Annotated in this window: 18 protein-coding genes; 9 read left to right on the top strand and 9 right to left on the bottom strand. The window is 71.9% G+C overall.

The genetic code is table 11. The annotated features are described in order from the left end of the window. The first annotated feature begins 189 nt into the window (after positions 1–189). Complete coding sequence (locus ABRQ22_RS12230) at positions 190–1,227, top strand: hypothetical protein (RefSeq protein ID WP_353706934.1); 1,038 nt, start codon at positions 190–192, stop codon at positions 1,225–1,227. On the opposite strand, the gene ABRQ22_RS12225 is transcribed toward ABRQ22_RS12230, so the two are convergent. After that, positions 1,188–1,817, bottom strand: coding sequence for a hypothetical protein (locus ABRQ22_RS12225; RefSeq protein WP_353706933.1), 630 nt, complete (start codon positions 1,815–1,817; stop codon positions 1,188–1,190). The genes ABRQ22_RS12230 and ABRQ22_RS12225 overlap by 40 nt on opposite strands. Then, entirely contained in the window at positions 1,814–2,161 is a 348-nt protein-coding gene (locus ABRQ22_RS12220) for a hypothetical protein (protein WP_353706932.1), read from the bottom strand. The genes ABRQ22_RS12225 and ABRQ22_RS12220 overlap by 4 nt, the downstream gene beginning before the upstream one ends. A gap of 156 nt (positions 2,162–2,317) precedes the next feature. Between ABRQ22_RS12220 and ABRQ22_RS12215 the strand changes: the two genes are divergently transcribed. After that, positions 2,318–3,489 (top strand): IS3 family transposase gene (locus tag ABRQ22_RS12215; protein ID WP_353706931.1). Its coding sequence is split into 2 segments (ribosomal slippage): positions 2,318–2,588 and positions 2,588–3,489, totalling 1,173 coding nucleotides; the frame shifts between segments, so codons are not numbered across the junction. 293 nt (positions 3,490–3,782) lie between these two features. On the opposite strand, the gene rplL is transcribed toward ABRQ22_RS12215, so the two are convergent. From rplL to ABRQ22_RS12195, 4 genes are all read right to left on the bottom strand, one after another. Then, positions 3,783–4,178 carry a 50S ribosomal protein L7/L12 gene (rplL, locus tag ABRQ22_RS12210; protein ID WP_353706930.1) on the bottom strand — a complete coding sequence of 132 codons (396 nt, stop codon included), beginning with the start codon at positions 4,176–4,178 and terminating at the stop codon, positions 3,783–3,785. A gap of 245 nt (positions 4,179–4,423) precedes the next feature. Beyond that, a complete protein-coding gene (locus ABRQ22_RS12205; protein WP_353706929.1) occupies positions 4,424–4,984 on the bottom strand; it encodes a hypothetical protein in 561 nt (186 codons plus the stop codon). A gap of 918 nt (positions 4,985–5,902) precedes the next feature. After that, on the bottom strand, positions 5,903–6,658 hold the full coding sequence (locus tag ABRQ22_RS12200; protein WP_353706928.1) for a class I SAM-dependent methyltransferase: 756 nt from the start codon (positions 6,656–6,658) through the stop codon (positions 5,903–5,905). Positions 6,659–6,984: 326 nt separating this feature from the next. Further along, on the bottom strand, positions 6,985–7,509 hold the full coding sequence (locus tag ABRQ22_RS12195; protein WP_353706927.1) for a DUF1992 domain-containing protein: 525 nt from the start codon (positions 7,507–7,509) through the stop codon (positions 6,985–6,987). A gap of 72 nt (positions 7,510–7,581) precedes the next feature. Between ABRQ22_RS12195 and ABRQ22_RS12190 the strand changes: the two genes are divergently transcribed. Next, complete coding sequence (locus ABRQ22_RS12190; RefSeq protein ID WP_353706926.1) at positions 7,582–8,184, top strand: TetR/AcrR family transcriptional regulator; 603 nt, start codon at positions 7,582–7,584, stop codon at positions 8,182–8,184. Between the two features lie 179 nt (positions 8,185–8,363). Next, entirely contained in the window at positions 8,364–10,292 is a 1,929-nt protein-coding gene (locus tag ABRQ22_RS12185; RefSeq protein WP_353706925.1) for a glucoamylase family protein, read from the top strand. Between the two features lie 185 nt (positions 10,293–10,477). Here ABRQ22_RS12185 and ABRQ22_RS12180 read toward each other — a convergent pair whose 3' ends face one another. The 3 genes from ABRQ22_RS12180 to ABRQ22_RS12170 are packed head-to-tail and all read right to left on the bottom strand — an operon-like array spanning position 10,478 to position 13,100. Further along, a complete protein-coding gene (locus tag ABRQ22_RS12180; protein WP_353706924.1) occupies positions 10,478–11,494 on the bottom strand; it encodes a LacI family DNA-binding transcriptional regulator in 1,017 nt (338 codons plus the stop codon). Beyond that, positions 11,491–12,153 carry a hypothetical protein gene (locus ABRQ22_RS12175; RefSeq protein WP_353706923.1) on the bottom strand — a complete coding sequence of 221 codons (663 nt, stop codon included), beginning with the start codon at positions 12,151–12,153 and terminating at the stop codon, positions 11,491–11,493. The genes ABRQ22_RS12180 and ABRQ22_RS12175 overlap by 4 nt, the downstream gene beginning before the upstream one ends. Continuing rightward, positions 12,150–13,100, bottom strand: a complete 951-nt coding sequence (locus ABRQ22_RS12170; RefSeq protein WP_353706922.1) for a sugar-binding domain-containing protein — start codon at positions 13,098–13,100, stop codon at positions 12,150–12,152. The genes ABRQ22_RS12175 and ABRQ22_RS12170 overlap by 4 nt, the downstream gene beginning before the upstream one ends. A gap of 150 nt (positions 13,101–13,250) precedes the next feature. Between ABRQ22_RS12170 and ABRQ22_RS12165 the strand changes: the two genes are divergently transcribed. The 5 genes from ABRQ22_RS12165 to ABRQ22_RS12145 are packed head-to-tail and all read left to right on the top strand — an operon-like array spanning position 13,251 to position 19,017. After that, the gene (locus ABRQ22_RS12165; protein ID WP_353706921.1) at positions 13,251–14,255 is read left to right on the top strand and encodes an ABC transporter permease; all 1,005 of its coding nucleotides are present in this window, start codon (positions 13,251–13,253) and stop codon (positions 14,253–14,255) included. Between the two features lie 26 nt (positions 14,256–14,281). Continuing rightward, on the top strand, positions 14,282–15,286 hold the full coding sequence (locus tag ABRQ22_RS12160) for a substrate-binding domain-containing protein (RefSeq protein ID WP_087470398.1): 1,005 nt from the start codon (positions 14,282–14,284) through the stop codon (positions 15,284–15,286). A 1-nt stretch (position 15,287) separates the two neighbouring features. After that, positions 15,288–16,847, top strand: a complete 1,560-nt coding sequence (locus ABRQ22_RS12155; RefSeq protein WP_353706920.1) for a sugar ABC transporter ATP-binding protein — start codon at positions 15,288–15,290, stop codon at positions 16,845–16,847. 32 nt (positions 16,848–16,879) lie between these two features. Beyond that, complete coding sequence (locus ABRQ22_RS12150) at positions 16,880–17,539, top strand: SIS domain-containing protein (protein WP_087470396.1); 660 nt, start codon at positions 16,880–16,882, stop codon at positions 17,537–17,539. Between the two features lie 2 nt (positions 17,540–17,541). Beyond that, on the top strand, positions 17,542–19,017 hold the full coding sequence (locus ABRQ22_RS12145; protein WP_353706919.1) for an FGGY family carbohydrate kinase: 1,476 nt from the start codon (positions 17,542–17,544) through the stop codon (positions 19,015–19,017). Positions 19,018–19,028 lie beyond the last annotated feature (11 nt).

Raw genomic sequence — 19,028 nt, 5'->3', positions numbered from 1 at the left:
AGTGGTGGGTGTCTGTTAAGGGTCAGTGGGTGGTGCGTTCGCGTGGGGTAAGCGTTCTGTCGTCGGAGTGCTTGCTCCTTCATCGCGCGGGAGAGGACGTCTCGCGCCCGAGGCTGAGATTGGGTATCGATGAGTGACGCGTATCGGGTTCGTCGGCAACGAGCGGGGTCTCTTCGTCCGGTTGACGGGTTGAGCGAGCCGTTGTTCCTGCACGCCTCGGGGGCGGAGGTGGGCAAGGTGGCGCCGTTGTGCGTGCCGGGAAGCTTGGGCGCGATCTACACGGTGCCCGGGGGGCGTGCCCGTGATGAGCGGGCGGGTCAGATCGTTCGGGAACACAGGGAGCAGGGTGTGCTGGGCTCGTCGTTCCTCCTGGACGCGGCACGGTATGGGGGCGCGGGGAGGGTGGGCGCCGATGCGGCATTGACGCCGCAGTGGTTGGCGCAGCAGTGGGACCGGGGCCTTGAGTGGGCGATGACGGACAGCGGGTACGTGGACCGTGACCGGGTCGACCAGCTGGACGCGTTGTTCGACAGCGCGGTGGCGATGCGCAAGCAGGCGCCGGTGGGGGCGAAGTTCTTCTTGCAGGTGCCCGCGGACTCGCAGTGGGTGTCCAAGCGTGCGGACGAGGTGCGCGAGCGGGTGGACCGGTACCAGATCCCGGTGGCGTACATGTTCGGCTCCTCGGGTGACCCGTTGGAGACGCGGGCGAGCGTGCAGGGGTTGTTGCACCTGCTTGGCTCCCCGGTGCCTTCGGCTCTGGTGCGGGCGGATCACGCGGCGTTGGGGGCGTTGGCCGGTGGGGCGGTTCTCGGTGCGATGGGCACGTCCTCGGGCCGGCGACACATCTACACCAGTGCAGGTCGGGGGCGCCGGGTGCCGGGACTGTTCTCGGTGCTGTTGCCCGAGGGGCTGAGCTTCCACCGCAGCGACACCCTGGCCCGCGCGATCGGTTCGTCGCCCGAGCAAAGCTACTGGCGCTGTCACCACTGCTCGAGATGTGAGGGCGCGCGCCTGGACGACATCGTGGACCCGACGGCGGCGTTCATCCACTCCATCGAGTCGTTGCAGGACCTGGCCGCCGGCGTGCTCGCCTCGGGCGAGGCGAGCACCGCGATGGCGTCCTGGAAGGCGAAGTGCCGTTCCGCGCAGTTCATCCACACGGACATCGCGGTGAACCTGAAGTGGGACTACCCGAAGTCGCTGAAGGCGTGGACCACCGGCTCCTGAGCAGGTATCGAGTCGGTACGCATGGCCCAGTCGTAGAGCTGTTCTTCGAAGAACCGCCGCCAGACGGGTGACATCGCCGTGCCTGCGCGCACGCCTGGGTCGCCGCCGACGACCACCTGGGGCGGATTCCCTGCTGTGACGACCGCGGTGCCTTGCAGGTCGAAGCTCGTCAGCGTCATGGCTTGCGGTATGGCCCCGGACGGGGTGAGTGCGATGGTGCGGGCGAGCGGGCGTAGCCCGAGCAGGTCCTGCCTGGCCCGGTAGAGGGGGTCGATCCCGATGAACGCGACCATGCGCACCGCGGACGGGGTGTGCTGGTCATGTCCGGGACTGGTGAGCACATCGCGGACCGTGGCGGGGTCGAGCAGTGCTGCCGGTGCCTGGTGGCGTCTTGTCCATAGGGCGTGGGGGTCGAAGGTGACCACTGGGAAGACGCGGGCGTCGGCGAACCGGACCAGCGGGAGGAGCTGACCGATCCCGATGACGTGCTCGAGGACCTCGCGGGCTGATGCCGCGGGGTCGGTGGTGCGCCACCACCGCTGGGCGGTGCGGGTGAGGGGTGCGGCGTGCAGCCGGTACTGGCTGCTCATGAGGCCGTGACCTGGTAGCGGGCCGCGGCGACGGTGAGCCCTTGTCGTGGGGACATGACTTCGATCCCGGTGTGCGGGTCGCCCAGACGCATGTACACCACCTGAGGCTGGTCGAGGTTCAGGGTCTCGACGATGCCACGGGGCAGGACGACTTGCCCGACGCAGGAGATCGTTCCCGCATGCTCGGACCCTGCGCGGTAGGCCTGGATCACGATCGTCTCGGGTGCACTGTCGTGGGTCTCCAGGGTGACGCGGGTCGGTGGTTCCATGCCTGCCGCGCGCAGCAGGTCGAGCGGCACCCCGACGATCCGGCGGGGGCTGAGTCTGCGCGGACCGTACAGCACCTCCCCACCTCCTTGCCGTTCGCTCAGCTCAGACGTCTTAATCCTAGTACGCCGCCGCCTTTAAGCGGTAGGGCCGTGTGGGTCGAAGGGGACTGCCCCAGCATCGGTTGACTCCTGATCTGTGAGGACTGTGGTCCTCGCTGGAAGGATGTCCCCGTGCCCAAGCCCTATCCCGCCGAGTTCCGTAGCGACGTGATCGCGGTCGCCCGTCAGGGTGGTTCGATCGCGCAGATCGCGAAGGACTTCGGCATCACCGAGTCGTGCCTGCGCCGTTGGCTGGCCGCCGACGATGTCGAGAACGGCGCCAAGCCCGGAGTCACGAAGACCGAGTCGGCCGAGCTGCGCGAGCTCAAGCGGCGCAACCGTCAGCTCGAGCAGGAAGTCGAGATCCTGCGCCGGGCGGCGGCGTACTTCGCGAAGGAGATCTCCCCAAAATGACGTACCCGCTGGTCGGTGACCTGGCCGCGGACGGTATCCCCGTCGCGGTGACCTGCCGGGTGCTCGGGTTCTCCAAGCAGGCCTACTACGCGTGGAAGGCCCGCCCCGTCACGCCCGCAGACCTGCAGCGGGCGCACCCGATCAACGCGGCCTGGGACGTGCACCGAGACGACCCGGAGTTCGGGTACCGGTTCGTCGCCGACGAACTCGTCGACGCCGGCTTGAGCGTGTCACCTAACACCGTCTGGTCCTTGTGCCGCGAGGCGGGCCTGATTGCCTCGTTCCACAAGCGTCGCGGGTCGGGCAAGAGACCGGGTCCGCCCGTGCACGACGACCGCGTCCAACGCGACTTCACCGCGCCCGGTCCGAACCGGTTATGGCTCACGGACATCACCGAGCACCCCACCGGCGAGGGCAAGCTCTACCTGTGTGCGATCAAGGACGTCTGGTCGGGGCGCATCGTGGGCTACTCGATGGACTCACGCATGAAATCCTCCCTGGCCGTGGCCGCGCTCGATCACGCCGCAGCCCGCCGCACCGTGATCCCCGCCGCTGGCGAGCAGGCCGGCACGACGTGCCACAGCGACAGGGGATCGCAATTTCGTTCCAGGCGCTTCGTCCAAGCGCTCGGCCGGCACGCCGTGACCGGCTCCATGGGCCGGGTCGGCGCCGCCGGGGACAACGCCGCCATGGAGAGCTTCTTCGCCCTGCTCCAGAAGAACGTCCTCAACCGCAAACGGTGGGCCACCCGAGACGAACTACGCCTGGCGATCATCACCTGGATCGAGAAGACCTACCACCGCCGACGCCGACAGACCCGACTCGGCCGCATGACACCCATCGAGTTCGAGACCGTCTACGCTGCTAACACCCTGGCCCTCGCGGCCTAACTCAAAGAGTCAACCGATGCTGGGGCAGTCCCGAACGACTCCGGAACAACCGACATTCGAATCCCGAACTCACCGACCGAGCCAGACGATGGCGCCGGTGAAGCGTCCATAAGGAAGGAGGCACCTCCTCGGATGAGTCCGGACCGGTCCATGACACCAGGGATCAGGCGGGGGAGAGTCCGGGGCCCAGAAGTGCGCCCGTATGTGAATGCAGCGCGGGGCGCCGGGCACCGGCACCGAGGATGTGGCCGGCGTGCGGCAACGACCTGTTGGCGCTCCTCGTCCGAAAGCTGTCAGTGGGAGGAGGTGACTGCGATGGTGGCGCCGGCGCCCTCGAGGGCAGCCTTGGCCTTCTCGGCCGTCTCCTTGTTCGCGCCCTCCAGGACCGGCTTCGGGGCACCGTCCACGAGGTCCTTGGCCTCCTTCAGGCCGAGGGACGTGAGCGCGCGCACCTCCTTGATGACCTGGATCTTCTTGTCGCCGGCGGCCTCGAGGATGACGTCGAACTCGTCCTTCTCCTCCTCGGCCGGGGCGTCGCCCGAGCCACCCGCGGGGGCGGGGACCGCGATGGCGGCGGGGGCGGCGGCGGTGATCTCGAAGGTCTCCTCGAAGGCCTTCACGAACTCGTTGAGCTCGATGAGGTTCAAGCCCCGAAACTGCTCGATGAGGTCGCGTGCACTCAGCTTCACATGACCACGTTCGAGGAGCGGGCCCCTACGCATAGGGCTGGGGCCGTCTGGGGGACGCCACGGAGTCTTTGCGGGTTCGGGATCGGCGCTCGGGGTTGGCGACGGCGTCTGGGTGGGGGACGGATCGGAGGCAGGTTCCGTGGCAGGGGACGGGGATGGGTCCTGGGTCGGTTCACCGCTCGCGTCGTCGCGATGGCGCTTGTCAGGCACTCAGCTCCTCGATTCTGCTGATTGATCGGGCGAACTTATCCCCTCAGCCACGCCAGCACGACCCAGACGCTCAGTTGCACGAAGCCGAGTACGACGAAGGTCGAGAAGGAGCGGTGCAGTGATTGTAGCGACGACTCGTTGGATTCGTAGGCTTCGTCGTTCAAGAGGGTGAGGGCGCGGATGTAGTCGACTTCGTTCGGGGCGCCGACCTGTGGCTCGATCCACTCGACCAAGCGTTTTCCGGACATCGCGAACGACCATTGGAATCGTGGCAGGCCCCAGCGGAGCGCGGCGAGCAGGAGAATGTGCGCGGCGAGAACGACCGATGCGATGGCGATGAGTGTCCCCAGCGCGGCGACGATGAAGAAAAGGGTGTCACGGGTCGAGCCGCTGAGGCTGGTACCGACCAGGAAAGCCGTGGCTGTCCCGACGAATGCGAGGTATTGCACGGTGCGCTGCCGCACACCCTCGAGTTGCTTCAGCTGGAACTCGAGCGCACGCGAACTCTCGGCGTAGGCGAGTTTGTACAGCTCCAGCCGTTCAGGCCGGGCCTCGCCCTGCGACCGTTCGGAACTGCCTTCCCGGGCAACAGGCACGCTCACAATCTAGTGCCTGCACGACCGTCGTGCTATGTCGTCGTCGGTGGACGCGCCGAGGTACGGCGGCCAGGACGCCTACCGGTGCCACGGGGGTGGGCCGTCGCCGTCGTTGCGGGCGCCGGCAGCCACGTCAGGGCGCTGGCTACGGATTGCCACGGTGCGCTGTGGGCCCAACGCGGTGCGCGAGTCCGTGTGCACCATTACGCCGGTGTGTGCCTTCTTCGCGCAGCAGCGGGAGTACGAGGCATCGATGCTTCGCCGCTACAACTGGTTGGGCTTCTTCGTCGCGGTTGCGTGGTCGCGTCGTTGATCGCGCTGATCGTCGCCGCCGCTGACTCCCGTGGGGGCCTCGGCGACAGCGATCGGCACGATCGTCTCGGGCGGGGCGATGAGGTTCGTACTCGATCAGAAGCGCGAGCAGCAACGACGCATCACCAGTGGATCACAACGATCAGCAAGCACGGCTGCGACTGAGAAGACACCGCCGGGTATGCGCGGGAAGGCCCAGTGTGGCGGTCGCCCCCTGCCCGGGGATCGGGCGGGCGCACTCATTGGGGTACCGGTTCTGCGCTGGGTAGGTCGAACTGCAGGTCGGCACCCCGACAATGGTGCGCGTCGCGGCTCGGGTCGCCCCCTCGTGCTCGCGCGAAGCTTCCGGCGCTGACCAGGCATGATGCAACCTACTTCGCGCACGACCCGCGCTACGCACGGGATCGTGCAAGGTAGGGCGGCGTGTCCGTGCAATCTGCGTGGCACGTCGACAGACGTGCAGCCTAGATTGCAGAGTCCTGCACACATGCTGCATGGGGAGTGCTTTGCCTGAGCAACCACAGGCGTACGCGCGACGTGTGTGGCGGCGTCCGGCAGTACGGAAGTACCGCGGCAGTCATCACGTGGCAGCGACGTGCACGCCGGTCAGTCACGCGTGCTGACGGCGACGTCGTGCAGGACGAAGGTGGCAAACCCTAGTTCGCGTCGTGCGCCGCTCAGCCAGGCATCGCGATTCTCACGTGCAGCGGCAAGTGCCTGGTCGCGATCCTCGGTCGTCGGGGCCTCCCGCACGGCCCAGTCGACGAGCGACCCGGTCCAGCTGAACTGGTAGTCGTCCCACTCGGCCAACGTGCTGACGTGCCCGTACGACGGCTCGAAGCCGTGCTCGTGGACGGCCCGCACGAAGCCGGCGAGGTCGGGATAGGCGTCGACGGAAACATCGAGCGCTGCCAGCGCAGAAGCCGACGGAGCGCCCTCCCAGATGCTGTCACCGATCAGCGCTTGGCCACCGGGGCGCAGCTGCCGCCGGACAGCGGCCAGCATGTCCTCCAGCCTGCCGAAGGCGTGGCTTGCGCCGATGCACAGCACCACGTCGAAGACCCCGTCGTCCCAGGTGGCGGCATCCGTCTCGATCCAGCGCACCCGGTCGCTCAGCTTCCGCTCCTCGGCACGCCGGGCGGCAGAGGCCGGGAGCATGTGGTCGATCCCCACGCCGGTGATTCCGGGGTGGGCGAGCAGCAGCTCCTGCAGCCACTCGCCCTCGCCGCACCCGAGGTCGACGGCGCGGGCACCGTCGCTCGGGCTCAGCCAGCCGACCAGTTCGCGTAGCCGCTCGGGCGCCACCGGCGCCCCGATCGGATGGCGCAGGTGGGCGATGTCGAAGATCTCGGAGCGTTCCATCTCGGCGACGCTACAGGCCACCGCCTACCCGCGCCGATGCCGTCTGACGAGCCATCGCCCCATGGCTCACGCGGCCACGAGACACACCCTCTTCCGCCGCCGTGGGACCGCTGAGTGCAACCAACCCTGCGCGACCCGACCGACACGCCCGAGGTCGTACGCGGCACAGCGGCGGGTCCGCGCGATCTGCGCTGCACGTCAACAGCGGCGGCCGTCTGGCGCAGGGAATCCTCGTCGCCGAGGGCGAATCCAGTGCGATGGAGCCGGCGCGTCAAGACGGGCCAGGCACGTGCGCCGAGGTGGTTGGACACGGTCGGCGACGGCGCCTACTCGGACCGTCGACGGGAGCGTCGACGGCGGGGACGCTTCGTCTCGGTCGTCTCCGCGGCTGCTGCCGCCCGTGCCTCCGCGGCGCGCGACGCGCGGCGCTGTGCCCATGCGGCGACGGTCTGGTCGACGTCCCGCGGCATGGTGACGAGGGGTGGGCCGGCGGGTGCTTGGTAGCGGCCGCGGAGGACGCGGCGGTTGAACTCCTCGACCTCGTGGCGCACGTCGTCCTCGACCCAGAGCTCGTCGAGGCGTTCGTCGAGCGCGGCGTCTTCTCTGCGCAGCTCGATGGAGGGTGGCAGCACCACGAGCCGCTCGCGCTTGACGAGGTTCTTGAGCCACCAGTCGGGGTCGTAGCGGTCGGGGATGGGGAGCGGCTTGCCGCTGCCGGGGAGGTCGTCGAACTCGCCGCGTTCGATGGCCTTGCGGATCTGCAGGTCGGCCAGCAGGGCGATCGCCACCTCCTGGTCGATGGCGACGGCGTACGGGTTGAAGAGCGCGGGGGACGGGTGCGGGTCGGCCATCGTCTCTCCCTCCCAGGGTTTGCCATACAACTGTATTGTGTCACGGGTGCTGCCAGAGGAAGGGAGTCCGGGGTGCCGAAGCTGGTGGACCACCAGGAACGCCGGGAGGCGCTCGCGCGGGCGCTGTGGCGGGTCGTCGACCAGCACGGCTGGACGAAGGCCACGATGCGCGAGGTCGCGAGCGAGGCCGGGGTCTCGCTCGGGCACGTGCAGCACTACTTCGCGTCGCGCGCCGGGATGCTGACCTTCGCGATGGAGTTCGTCGCCGAGCAGACCGCGGACCGGGTCGCGCGGGGACTGGCCGCGCTCGACCAGCCCCCGCACCCGCGGGACGTGCTCCGTCTCGTCCTCGTCGAGATGCTCCCCCTGGGCCCCGACGCGCGGGCGTCGAGCCGCATGAGCGCCGCGTACGTCCTCGAGGCGCTGCACGACCCGGCGCTGCGCGAGCGGGCGAGCCTCGGGCTCCGCGACGGCCGGGCGATGGTCGCGCAGCTCGTCCGCGACGCGATGGCGCAGGGGCAGATCGCACCGGACCGCGACCCGGACGTCGAGACCGACCTGCTCCTGGCGCTGACCGGGTTCACCCCGCTGCTCGAGCTCGAGGTGATCGAGCCGCGGGCCGCGCTCGCCGCCATCGACCAGCACCTGGACCACCTCTTCGCCCGAGCCTCCTGACCACGGTTGCCGCGAAGCGGCCGAGGAGAAGCTCGCGCGGTGCGCGCACGGCCGCCCGTCGCGGCGTCGTCGCCCGACGCGGCCTCCGTTGACCCCGTCCGGCACCCGGGCTACTCTCTGCGCCCCCATTCGGAAAGTGCGCCCGAAATTTCGGGGGTCACGACACGAAGGAGTGCCTGATGGATGGAACGACCACGAACGCGCGGAACGGCGTGCACCGCCGCCGCGGAGCCGCGCTCGTCGCGAGCGGACTCGTCGGCGGCCTGGCCCTGGCGGCCGGCCTCGCCGCCCCCGCCGCGGCGGAGAGCGTCCCGGCGGCGGGGAGCGTCCCCGCGAAGGCGACGCCCGGCGTCGGGCCGCCCGGCCTGACCGGCGCGCAGCGCGCGACGCTGGAGACATACCTGGAGGACACGTACACCTCGCTGGAGGCCATGACGGACGAGGGGACCGGCCTGCCCGCGGACAACATCGAGGGTGACCTGGACCCGGCATCGAGCAGCGCGTACACGTCGCCGACGAACATCGGCGGCTGGCTCTGGTCCACCGTCGTGGCCCGCGACCTCGGCCTGGTCGACGCCGACGAGGCGCACGACCGCCTCGCGACGACGCTCGACACCGTCGCGTCCCTCGACCGGCACGACGCGAGCGGGATGTTCTACAACTGGTACGACCCCGCGACCGGCGACCGGGTCGAGACGTGGCCGGACAGCGGCGACGTCGTCCACCAGTTCCTCAGCTCGGTGGACAACGGCTGGCTGGCCGCGGGCCTGCGCGTCGTCGCGGAGGCGGAGCCGAGCCTCGCGGACGAGGCGCGCGCGATCTACGACGACATGCACTTCGGCGCCTTCTACAACCCGGACGCGCGTCCGGACCTCGGCGTGGGGCTGCTGCGCGGCGGGTTCTGGGACGAGGAGCCGCCCGGCTGCTCCGTGGCGGGCGACTACCTCGGCACGGGCACCGACGTCTACTACACGTGCCACCACTACGACACGACGGTCTCCGAGACGCGCATCGCGACCTACCTCGGCATCGCCGAGGGCGACGTGCCGCCCGAGGCGTACTACGCGAGCTACCGGACGTTCCCGGACACGTGCGACTGGTCGTGGCAGGAGCAGAAGCCGATCGGCGAGACGCGCGAGTACCTGGGCGTCCCCGTCTTCGAGGGCGCGTACCGCTACCGCGACATGGCGGTCGTGCCGGGCTGGGGCGGCTCGATGTTCGAGGCGCTCATGCCGGACATGCTGGTGCCCGAGGCGGAGTGGGGCCCGACGTCGTGGGGCGTCAACCACCCGCTCGTCGTGCGCGCGCACAAGGAGCACGGTCTCGACGAGGCCGGGTACGGGGCCTGGGGTTTCTCGCCCGCGAGCAACCCGTCCGGGGGGTACGCCGAGTACGGCGTCGACGCGATCGGGCTCCGCTCCGACGGCTACCTGTCCGACGGCGAGACGGACGTCGACCTCGGGTTCGACGGCTGCCGCGAGGCGACGAACCCGACGCCGGAGTTCGGCGACGGCGTCGTGACGCCGCACGCGTCGTTCCTCGGCCTCGCGTACGACACCGAGGGCGTCCTCGACAACCTCGCCCACCTCGCCGACGACCTCGGCGCGTACGGGCCGGGCGGGTTCTACGACTCGGTCGCCGTCCGCTCGGGCACGGTCGCCGAGCGCTACCTGTCGCTCGACCAGGCGATGATCGTCGCCGCGATCGGGAACGTCCTCGACGACTCGCGCCTCAAGGACTACTTCGTCGACGACGAGCTCGAGCAGCGCCTGCGCCCGCTCATGGCGGCCGAGACGTTCTCCGCCACGGCCGACCTCACGCCCGGCGTGGGCGCCGACGTCCAGGTCCAGGCGCGCTGCCTCGGCCACCGGGCGGCCGTCGCCGTCCGCGCGACGAGCACGGGGGACGGCCGCGCGGACATCACGCTCGCCACGCCCTACGGGACGCGGTCGTTCGACGACGTCGTCCCGCACCGCAGCACGTACCAGTCGTTCGCGGCCCGCACGGCGGAGATCCCGTCCGGCACCGCGACGGTCACGGTCACGTCCGACGACGGGTCGACGACCCAGGAGCTGTCCTACCGCTACGCGGGCGTCTCCTGCGGCTGACCGGCCGCCTGCTCGCCGGTCGACCGGCACGCGACGACGGGAGGGACGCGGACCGCGTCCCTCCCGTCCGTCGTGGTCCCGGCGTGCCCCGGGCGCATGCGTCCGGGGCACGCGTCAGGACCGCCCCAGGCCGCGTCAGGCTCGCACGTCGGGACCGCACGTCAGCACCGCGCGCCACGGCCGTCTCACGACCGCGGCGGAGCGGTGGACTCCCGGACGACGAGGCTCGTCGCGAGCTCGGTGCGCAGCGTGTGCCCGCTCGCGGTGCGCGCGCGGTGGACGAGCCCGACGGCCGACGCGCCCATCTCGACGAGCGGCTGGCGGACGGTGGTGAGCGGCGGGTCGGTCCAGGGCGCGACGGGGAGGTCGTCGAACCCGACGAGCGAGACGTCGCCCGGCACGGACAGCCCCGCCTCCCGCAGCGCCCGCAGCGCGCCGAGCGCCGTGTCGTCGCTGCACGCGAAGATCGCGGTCGGGGGGTCGTCGCGGGCCAGCAGGCGCTGCGTCCCCTCGTAACCCGCGGGGACGCCGTACGTGCTCAGGCAGACCAGGTCGTCGTCGACGGGCACGCCCGCCTGGATCATCGCGGCGCGGTAGCCGGCGAGCCGCGCGATCGCGTTGTCCTGCTCCGGGACGCCGGTGATCGTCGCGATGCGCCGGTGCCCGAGCGCCAGCAGGTGCGCGGTCGCCTCGAGCGCCCCCTGGAAGTTCGCGGCGCCCACGCTGAGCACGTCCTCGGGCGGGCGTCGTCGCGGGTCGACGACGACGAGCGGGACCCTGGCGGCCGCGAGCGTCGCGCGCGCCTCGGGGTCGGGTACCGCGACGACGCTCACGAGCCCGTCGGTGCCCCGGGTCAGCGCGTGCCGGACCCAGGCGCCGCAGTCGTCGGGGTCCAGCTCCACGGACAGCACGACGTCCAGGCCCAGGCGCCGCGCCTCGGCGACCGCGCCGCGCACCACCGCCTCGGACCAGGGACCCTCGAAGTCGACGATGCGGACGTCGACGAGTCCCGTCCGCCTGGCCGCGGGAGGCCGGATCTCGTAGCCGTGGCGCCGCAGGACCTCGGCGACGCGCTCGCGCGTCGCCGCCGAGACGTCCGCGCGCGCGTTGAGCACCTTCGACACGGTCGGGACGGACACCCCTGCCTCGGCCGCGACGGCGGCGAGCGGGACGTTCCGTCGACCGGGCTGCGCGGTGCTCATCCGGCTCCTACGTCCTCGTCGCGCCGCGGAGCGACTCCGGTCGCGCGCGCCGCCGTGAGCCACCCGTGCGGGTCCTTGCTCGCGACGAGGTCCGTCCCGGACACGAGCCACGTGGCCCCGGCGCGGAGCGCCCGCGGGATGATCGAGCGCGTGACGCCGCCGTCCAGGCCGACGGCGTGACCCGGGGCGGCGACCTGCCCGACCGTGGCGAGCGCGTCGACCTGGAACGTCGACCCGGCGTGGCCGGGGGTGATCGACATGACGAGGACGTCGGTCCCGGGCTCGACCTCCGGCACCTCGACGCCGGGCGAGAGCGCGACGCCGGCACGCGCGCCCCGGGCGCGGACGCGGTCGAGCGCGGCGCGCCAGTCGCGCGTCCCGGCGTGGACGACGACGAGCTCGCAGAAGTCGGTCCAGCGGTCGACCTCGCGCAGCGGCTCCTCGACCATGAGGTGCGCCTCGGCGGCCAGCCCGCTGCCGGCGGTCACGGCGGACGCCTCCGCGGCGGTGAAACCGCCCGCCGCGGCGTAGCGCCCGTCGGTACGGTCCCAGTGGACGGTGCGGAGCCCGGCCCGGGCGAGCCGGTCGGCCTCCGCGGCGACGCGGTCGCGCGGCGTGGACCAGAACGAGGCGGCGACGCGGGTGCGGGGGGCGCTCATCGGCCCGTGCCGCGCGCGACGGGCGGGAGGTCGAGCAGGGCCTCGGCGCAGCGCTGCTCGGTGACGAGGGCGGAGACGAGGCCCGACCGGGTGACGGCGTGGACCGCGGCCGCCTTCTCGTGCTCGGCGGCGACGGCGATCACCTTGGGCACGCGGGCGAGCTGGCGTGCGGAGATCGAGAGGCACCGCTCGGCGAAGTCGGGGACGAGGTCCCCCTCGGCGGTGAGGAGGATGCCGGCGATCTCGGCGCGGACCCCGCGCGCGGTGAGGTCGTCCCGCTCGTCGCGCCCGAGGACCTCGCGGAGCTGGGAGATCGGCGGGTCCCACGACCCGATCGCGACGACCGCGACGTCGACCCGGTCGAAGAGCGAGAGCGCACGGGCGATGTCGGGCTGGCGGCGCAGCGTGGCCGCGGTCGCGGCGTCCTCCACGACCAGCGGCGCGAAGATCGCGTGCGCGTCGCCCCCGGCGCGCAGGGAGACGCGGCGGATCACCTCGACGGGGGAGTCGGAGAGGTCGGAGCCGACCGCGCCCGTGAGCTGGACGACCGTGACGGGCGGCAGCGCGGTGAGGCGCTCCGTCATGGCGGTGAGCGTCCGCCCCCAGGCGAAGCCGAGGGTGTTCCCCGGGCGCAGGGACCGGGTGAGCAGCTCCGCGGCGGCCGCGCCGACGTCCTCGCGCAGCTCGGGCACGGTGTCGCGGCCCTGGACCACGAGGCACTCGTCCAGGCCGAGGTGCGAGCGCAGACGCGCGGAGAGGGCCGGGTCGACGACGCCGGCGTCGTCGATGGTGATGGTCACGATCCCGGCCTCGAGCGCCTGCTCGAGCATCCGGGCGACCTTGAACCGTGAGACGCCGAGCTCCTCGCCGATCTCGACCTTGGAGGCCGAGTCCACGTAGTAGCGGCGGGCCACGTGTGCGAGCTCGTGGCGCGAGAAGTCCGTCATGTCACCCATTCTTGCTCATCTGAGCGCTCGTCTGCGCATGTGTTACCGATCTGTGATCGAGGCGCGTTGCTTGTGGCCTCGTGGTGTTCATACTATCGACATACGAGCAATCGAGTGCTCATATGAGCATCGCAAGGAGGCGAGAAGTACATGTCGCGACGACGCGTCCCTGACGAGGTCGGGATCGCGGGGATCTTGGTCCTCGTGGTGGTGGTGATGAGTCTGCTGTCCCCGAACTTCCGCACCGCCGGGAACTTCGAGGTCCTGCTGCTGAACGGTGCCGTGGTGGCGCTGCTCGCGCTGGGCCAGACCTTCGTGCTGCTCACCGGTGGCATCGACCTCTCGACGGGGTCCAACCTCGCCCTCACGGGCATGGCCGCAGCGCTCGGGATGCAGGCGGGGCTGCCCTGGTGGGCCGCCACGGTCCTCGCGCTCGTCGTCGGCGTCGCGGTCGGCCTCGTCAACGGGGTCTTCGTGCACTACCTGCGCCTGCCCCCGTTCATCGCGACGTTCTCGATGTTCGGCATCGCCGGGAGCATCCCCATGATCCTCACGGGCGCGGCGTCGGTCACGGTGCGCGACCCGATGTTCGCCTTCCTCGGGCGCGGCGGGATCTTCGGGATCCCGACGCCGATCCTCATCGTGGCGCTCGTCGCCGTCGTCTTCAGCGTCCTCCTGGCGCGCACGAGCACGGGCGTCCACATCTACGCGCTCGGCGGCAACAAGGAGACGGCGCGCCTCGCGGGCATCCACACCGGGCGCACCACCCTCTTCGTCTACGCGGTCTCCGGACTGTGCGCCGCGCTCGCCGGCGTCGTGACGACCTCGCGCCTCATGGTCGGCTACCCGTCCGCCGGCTCGGGCAACGAGCTCTTCTACTCGATCGCCGCCGCGGTGGTCGGCGGGGTGAGCCTGTTCGGCGGGGTCGGCTCGATCGGCGGCGCGCTGCTCGGTGCGGTGCTCATCGCGACCGTCTCGAACGGCATGAACGTCGTCGGCGTCGACAGCTTCTGGCAGCCGCTCGTCATCGGCGTGATCATCCTCGCCGGCGTCAGCCTCGACACCTACCGCCGCTCGCTCTCGACCACCGGGGGGAGAGGCCGCCTCTTCCTCCAGCTCCTCCAACCACGTCGCGCCGAGCGCGCCACGTCCTGACCCCCACCGCTCGAAGGAGAGTACTCATGCGACGCAAGATCATCGTCTCGGCCCTCGCCGTGACCGCCCTCGCCCTCGCGGGCGCCTGCTCCGCCGTCGACACCGGCACCGGCGACACGAGCGGGAGCGGCTCGACCGACCAGGCCGAGACCACCCTGCCCGCGTCCTGCGACGGGGAGAACCCGTACGTCGCGGTCAGCCTCCCGAACCTCACCAACCCGTACTACGTGGCCATGAAGCAGGGCTTCGAGGACGGCGGCGCCGCCAACGGGTTCGACGTCGAGGTCCAGGTCGCGAACGACGACGACGCCCAGCAGCTCGCCCAGGTCGAGGCCATGCTGCAGAAGGACCCGTGCGCGCTCGCGCTGAACCCCGTGAAGTCGGAGCCCGCCGCGGGGATCGTCAAGGCGGCGAACGACGCCGGCGTGCCCGTCTTCACCGTGAACGTCATCGTCGACGAGGACGCGCTCGCCGCCCAGGGCGCGACGATCGTCCAGTACCTCGGCGCGGACAACGAGGCGGGCGGCCGCGCGATGGGCGAGAAGGTCCTCGAGGATCTCGGCGCCGACGCCGCGCTGAGCATCGGCTTCATCACCGAGCCCGACGAGCGCCCGGTCGTCATCCGTGACGAGGGCTTCACCGACGCGGTGTCGGCGAACCCGAACGCGGAGGTCGTCGCCAAGGTCGACGGCAACGTCAAGCCCGACGACTCGCTGCGCGTCACGGGCGAGATGCTCCAGGGCAACCAGGACATCAACGTCATCTGGGCCTCGACCGGCCCCGCCGTCTACGGCGCGCTGCAGGCGCTGGGCAACCGCACCGACGTCGCGCTCTACGGGTTCTGCGCCTCCGAGGAGCCGCTCACCGAGGTGTACCGCGGCTGCGTCGCGCAGGAGCCGGAGAGCTACGGCACCCAGGTGACCGAGCAGATCCGCGCGTACGTCGACGGCGAGGACGTCGAGCCGGAGATCCTCCTGCCGCTCAAGGCGTTCACCGTCGGCGAGACCCCTGCGCCGGGGGAGGTCGGCTGACATGACCGACGGCACGACGTCGGTCCCGCGGGGCGCCGCCGAGCGCGGCGCCCTGCGGGCCAGCGGGATCGTCAAGAGCTTCTCGCACGTGCGGGTGCTCAAGGGCATCGACCTGACGCTCGCGGCGGGCACGGTCACCGGGCTCGTCGGGCACAACGGTGCCGGCAAGTCGACGCTGCTCCGCGTCCTCGCCGGCGCGCACCCCGCCGACGAGGGCACGGTGACCGTGGACGGCCACGCGCTGCCCCAGGGCTCCCCGACGGCCGCGCTCGACGCGGGCATCTCCACCGTCTACCAGGAGCTGTCGCTCCTGCCGAACCTCACGGTCACGCAGAACGTGTTCCTCGGTCGTGAGCTGACGCGCGGGGGAGCGCTCGACCGGCGCGCCATGCGCGAGCAGTCCCGCGCGCTCGCGGACCGGTTCGGCCTCGCGGTGGACGTCGACCGCAAGCTCGGCGCCTACCCCGTCGCGACCCGCCAGCTCCTCGAGATCGCGGTGGCCGTGGCGCGCGACGCGCGCTACCTGCTGCTCGACGAGCCGACGACGAGCCTCGAGGGCGGGCAGGTCGAGCGGTTCCTCGAGACCGTGCGCGACCTGGCCCGCACCGAGGGCCTCGGGATCCTGCTCGTCGACCACAAGCTCGACGAGCTCTACGCGGTCGCCGACCACGTCGTCGCGCTCGTCGACGGCGAGGTCCGCATCGCCGGCCCGGCCGGCACGGTCGACCGGCAGGCGGTCGTGCACGCGATCGCCGGGGACGAGGCCGTCGCCTCGACGGGCGGGGTCACGGAGGCGGCGCGCCGCACCGACGTCGTCCCGCTCGACGCGGGCGCCCGCCCGTCCCTCGTGGTGCGGAACCTGCGCACGCCCGCGCTCGCCGACGTCAGCCTCACGGCCCGCCCCGGCCGCGTGCTGGGCGTCTACGGGCTCATCGGCGCCGGCCGCACCGAGCTGCTGCGCACGCTCGTCGGCCTCGACAAGGTCCTGGCCGGGAGCATCGAGCTCGACGGCGCGCCGTACCGGCCCGCGACCCCCGCCGAGGCCCAGCGGCGCGGGCTCGTCTACCTGACCGAGGAGCGCAAGGTCGACGGCATCGTCGGCGGGCTGGACGCGACGACGAACGTCGTCCTCCCGGTCCTCGACCGGTACCGCCGGCTCGGCCTGCTCGACAAGCGACGCATGCGCCGCGAGGCGACGGCCCTCATGGACCGCATGCAGGTCCGCGGGGACCGCGAGGGCCCCGTCGAGCGCCTGTCCGGCGGCAACCAGCAGAAGGTGCTGCTCGCCCGCGTCCTGGCGCAGGCGCCGCGCGTGCTGCTGCTCGACGAGCCCACCAAGGGCGTCGACATCGGCGTCAAGACCGAGATCCACCGGCTCCTGCGCTCGCTCGCGCACGACGACGGGCTCACGGTCGTCGTCGTGTCCAGCGAGGAGGAGGAGATCCTCGAGCTCGCGGACGACGTCGTCACCCTCACGGAGGGCCGGTGCGACGGCGACGTCGTCGCGGCCGGCGAGCTGTCCTCCGTGGACCTGCGGCACGCGGCCTGGAGCGCCGCGTGACCACACCGAGAACCCCTGGACGAGGAGTACCCATGACCATCCCCGACACCACGACGCGACGCCGTGCCGCCGTGCTCGAGACCGCCCGGGCCGTCGTCGCGCACGAGGCGCAGGGGGTCGCCGCGAGCGTGACCGACCTGGGCGACGTGTTCCTGGACGTGGTCCAGCGGGTGTACGAGTGCACGGGCAAGGTCTTCGTCACCGGGGCCGGCACGTCCGGCGCGGTCGCGCGCCGCATGGCGCACCTGCTCTCCGTGTCCGGCACCCCGTCGGTGTTCATCTCGGGCGCGGACGCGCTGCACGGCACGATGGGCGCGATGGCCCCGGGCGACATCCTCGTCGCGATCTCGCGCGGGGGCGGGAGCGACGAGATCAACGACCTGGTCGTGCGCGCCAAGGAGCGTGGCGTCGACACGGTCGTCGCGGTCACGGCGGACGCCTCCTCGCGCCTCGCGCGGAACGCGGACGTCGTGGTCGAGCTGACGATGATCCCGGGGATCGACCCCGGCGAGGTCATCGCGATGGGATCTACCCTCGTGACGGCAGCGTGGGGCGACGCGCTCGCCGTGGTCCTCATGCGGATGCGCGGGTACTCGTGGGCGAACGTCCTGCACTCGCACCCCTCCGGGGCGGTCGGCAAGATCGACGAGGCGCCCCAGGAGCTGCCGCCCCTCGAGCCCTACTGGAAGTAGCCATGGACCTTGTCGCAGGGGTCGACTCCTCGACCCAGTCCTGCACCGTCGAGCTGCGCCGCCGGGACGACGGCGCGCTCGTCGGGACCGCGTCGGCCCCCCATCCCCGCACCGCGCCTCCGGTCAGCCGGCAGGACCCGCGGGACTGGTGGGCCGCGTTCCGGGCGGCGTTCTCGGGCGCGCTGCGCGACGCCGACGCCGACCCGACGCAGGTCGTCGCGCTCGCCGTCGGCGCCCAGTGCCACGGGCTCGTGCTCCTGGACCGGAGCGGGGAGCCCCTGGCTCCCGCGCCGCTGTGGAACGACACGACGGCGGGCCCGGCGGCGGCGCGGATCGCCGAGGAGTACGGGCTCGAGCGGTGGATGCAGGACGTCGGTATGGCGCCGTCGTCCGCCCTGACGATCATGAAGCTCGCGCACGTGGCGGAGATCGACCCCGCGCTCCTCGGGCGCGTCGCGCACGTCCTCGTGCCGCACGACTACCTCACCTACCGGCTCACCGGGTCGACGGTCACCGACCGGTCCGACGCCGCCGGGACCGGCTACCTCGACGTCCACCGCGGCGTCTGGCGGCCCGAGCTGCTGGACCGCTTCGTCTCGCCGGACGTCGGCTGGGAGGACGTCCTCCCGACCGTCCTCGGTCCCGACACCCCGGCCGGGACCGTGCGGCCGGACGTCGCCGCCGAGCTCGGGCTCCGGCCGGGCGTCGTCGTCGGTCCGGGCGGGGGAGACCAGCACCTCGCCGCCGTCGGGCTCGGCCTCGTCGAGGGCGACCTCGGGGTCTCGCTCGGGACGTCCGGCGTCGTCCTCAGCCCGCGCCGCACGTCCGTCGTCGACCCCCTCGGCACGGTCGACTCCGTGTGCGACGCGACCGGCGGGTATCTGCCGCTCGCGTGCACGCTCAACGCCGCCAAGGTCACCGACACCTTCGCGCGGCTCCTCGACGTCGACCACGCGACCCTCGAACGCCTCGCGCTCGCCGCCCCCGTCCGGGGAGAGCGGCCGACGCTCGTCGCCTACCTCGACGGCGAGCGCACCCCGCGGCGACCGGGCGCGACCGGCGTGCTCGGCGGGATCACCGGAGAGACCACGCGGGAGGACCTCGCGCTGGCCGCGTTCGAGGGTGTCGTCGCCGGCCTGGTCGGGGCGGCCCGCGCGCTCGAGCGGGTGGGCGTCGACACGAGCGGGGAGGTCGTCGTCAACGGCGGCGGCGCCCGGTCGCTCGCGTACCGGCAGGTCCTCGCCGACGCCCTCGGCCGCCCCGTCGTGCGTCGTGCGGCCCCCGAGGCGACGGCGCGCGGGGCGTGCGTCCAGGCCGTCGCCGTCCTCGAGGGCACCACCGTGGCGGGAGTCGCCGCGTCGTGGGTGCCCGAGGTGCTCGACGTCGTCCCGCCCCGCGACGTGCCCGCGACGATCGACGCCCCCTACTACGACCTGCTCGCCACGGTCGCGGACCGGCCCCGGCCGCCCGCGGCCTGACCGCACCACCA

This window comes from Cellulosimicrobium sp. ES-005 (assembly GCF_040448685.1).
In the GTDB taxonomy this organism is placed as follows: Bacteria; Actinomycetota; Actinomycetes; order Actinomycetales; family Cellulomonadaceae; genus Cellulosimicrobium; species Cellulosimicrobium cellulans_G.
This window is presented reverse-complemented; position numbering and strand designations above follow the sequence as displayed.

Excerpts from the sequence above, each read along its gene's own strand:
- ABRQ22_RS12225 (WP_353706933.1), bottom strand. The coding sequence starts at position 1,817 with ATGAGCAGCCAGTACCGGCTGCACGCCGCACCCCTCACCCGCACCGCC.
- ABRQ22_RS12200 (WP_353706928.1), bottom strand. The coding sequence starts at position 6,658 with ATGGAACGCTCCGAGATCTTCGACATCGCCCACCTGCGCCATCCGATC.
- ABRQ22_RS12195 (WP_353706927.1), bottom strand. The coding sequence starts at position 7,509 with ATGGCCGACCCGCACCCGTCCCCCGCGCTCTTCAACCCGTACGCCGTC.
- ABRQ22_RS12185 (WP_353706925.1), top strand. The coding sequence starts at position 8,364 with ATGGATGGAACGACCACGAACGCGCGGAACGGCGTGCACCGCCGCCGC.
- ABRQ22_RS12180 (WP_353706924.1), bottom strand. The coding sequence starts at position 11,494 with ATGAGCACCGCGCAGCCCGGTCGACGGAACGTCCCGCTCGCCGCCGTC.
- ABRQ22_RS12175 (WP_353706923.1), bottom strand. The coding sequence starts at position 12,153 with ATGAGCGCCCCCCGCACCCGCGTCGCCGCCTCGTTCTGGTCCACGCCG.
- ABRQ22_RS12170 (WP_353706922.1), bottom strand. The coding sequence starts at position 13,100 with ATGACGGACTTCTCGCGCCACGAGCTCGCACACGTGGCCCGCCGCTAC.
- ABRQ22_RS12165 (WP_353706921.1), top strand. The coding sequence starts at position 13,251 with ATGTCGCGACGACGCGTCCCTGACGAGGTCGGGATCGCGGGGATCTTG.
- ABRQ22_RS12160 (WP_087470398.1), top strand. The coding sequence starts at position 14,282 with ATGCGACGCAAGATCATCGTCTCGGCCCTCGCCGTGACCGCCCTCGCC.
- ABRQ22_RS12155 (WP_353706920.1), top strand. The coding sequence starts at position 15,288 with ATGACCGACGGCACGACGTCGGTCCCGCGGGGCGCCGCCGAGCGCGGC.
- ABRQ22_RS12150 (WP_087470396.1), top strand. The coding sequence starts at position 16,880 with ATGACCATCCCCGACACCACGACGCGACGCCGTGCCGCCGTGCTCGAG.
- ABRQ22_RS12145 (WP_353706919.1), top strand. The coding sequence starts at position 17,542 with ATGGACCTTGTCGCAGGGGTCGACTCCTCGACCCAGTCCTGCACCGTC.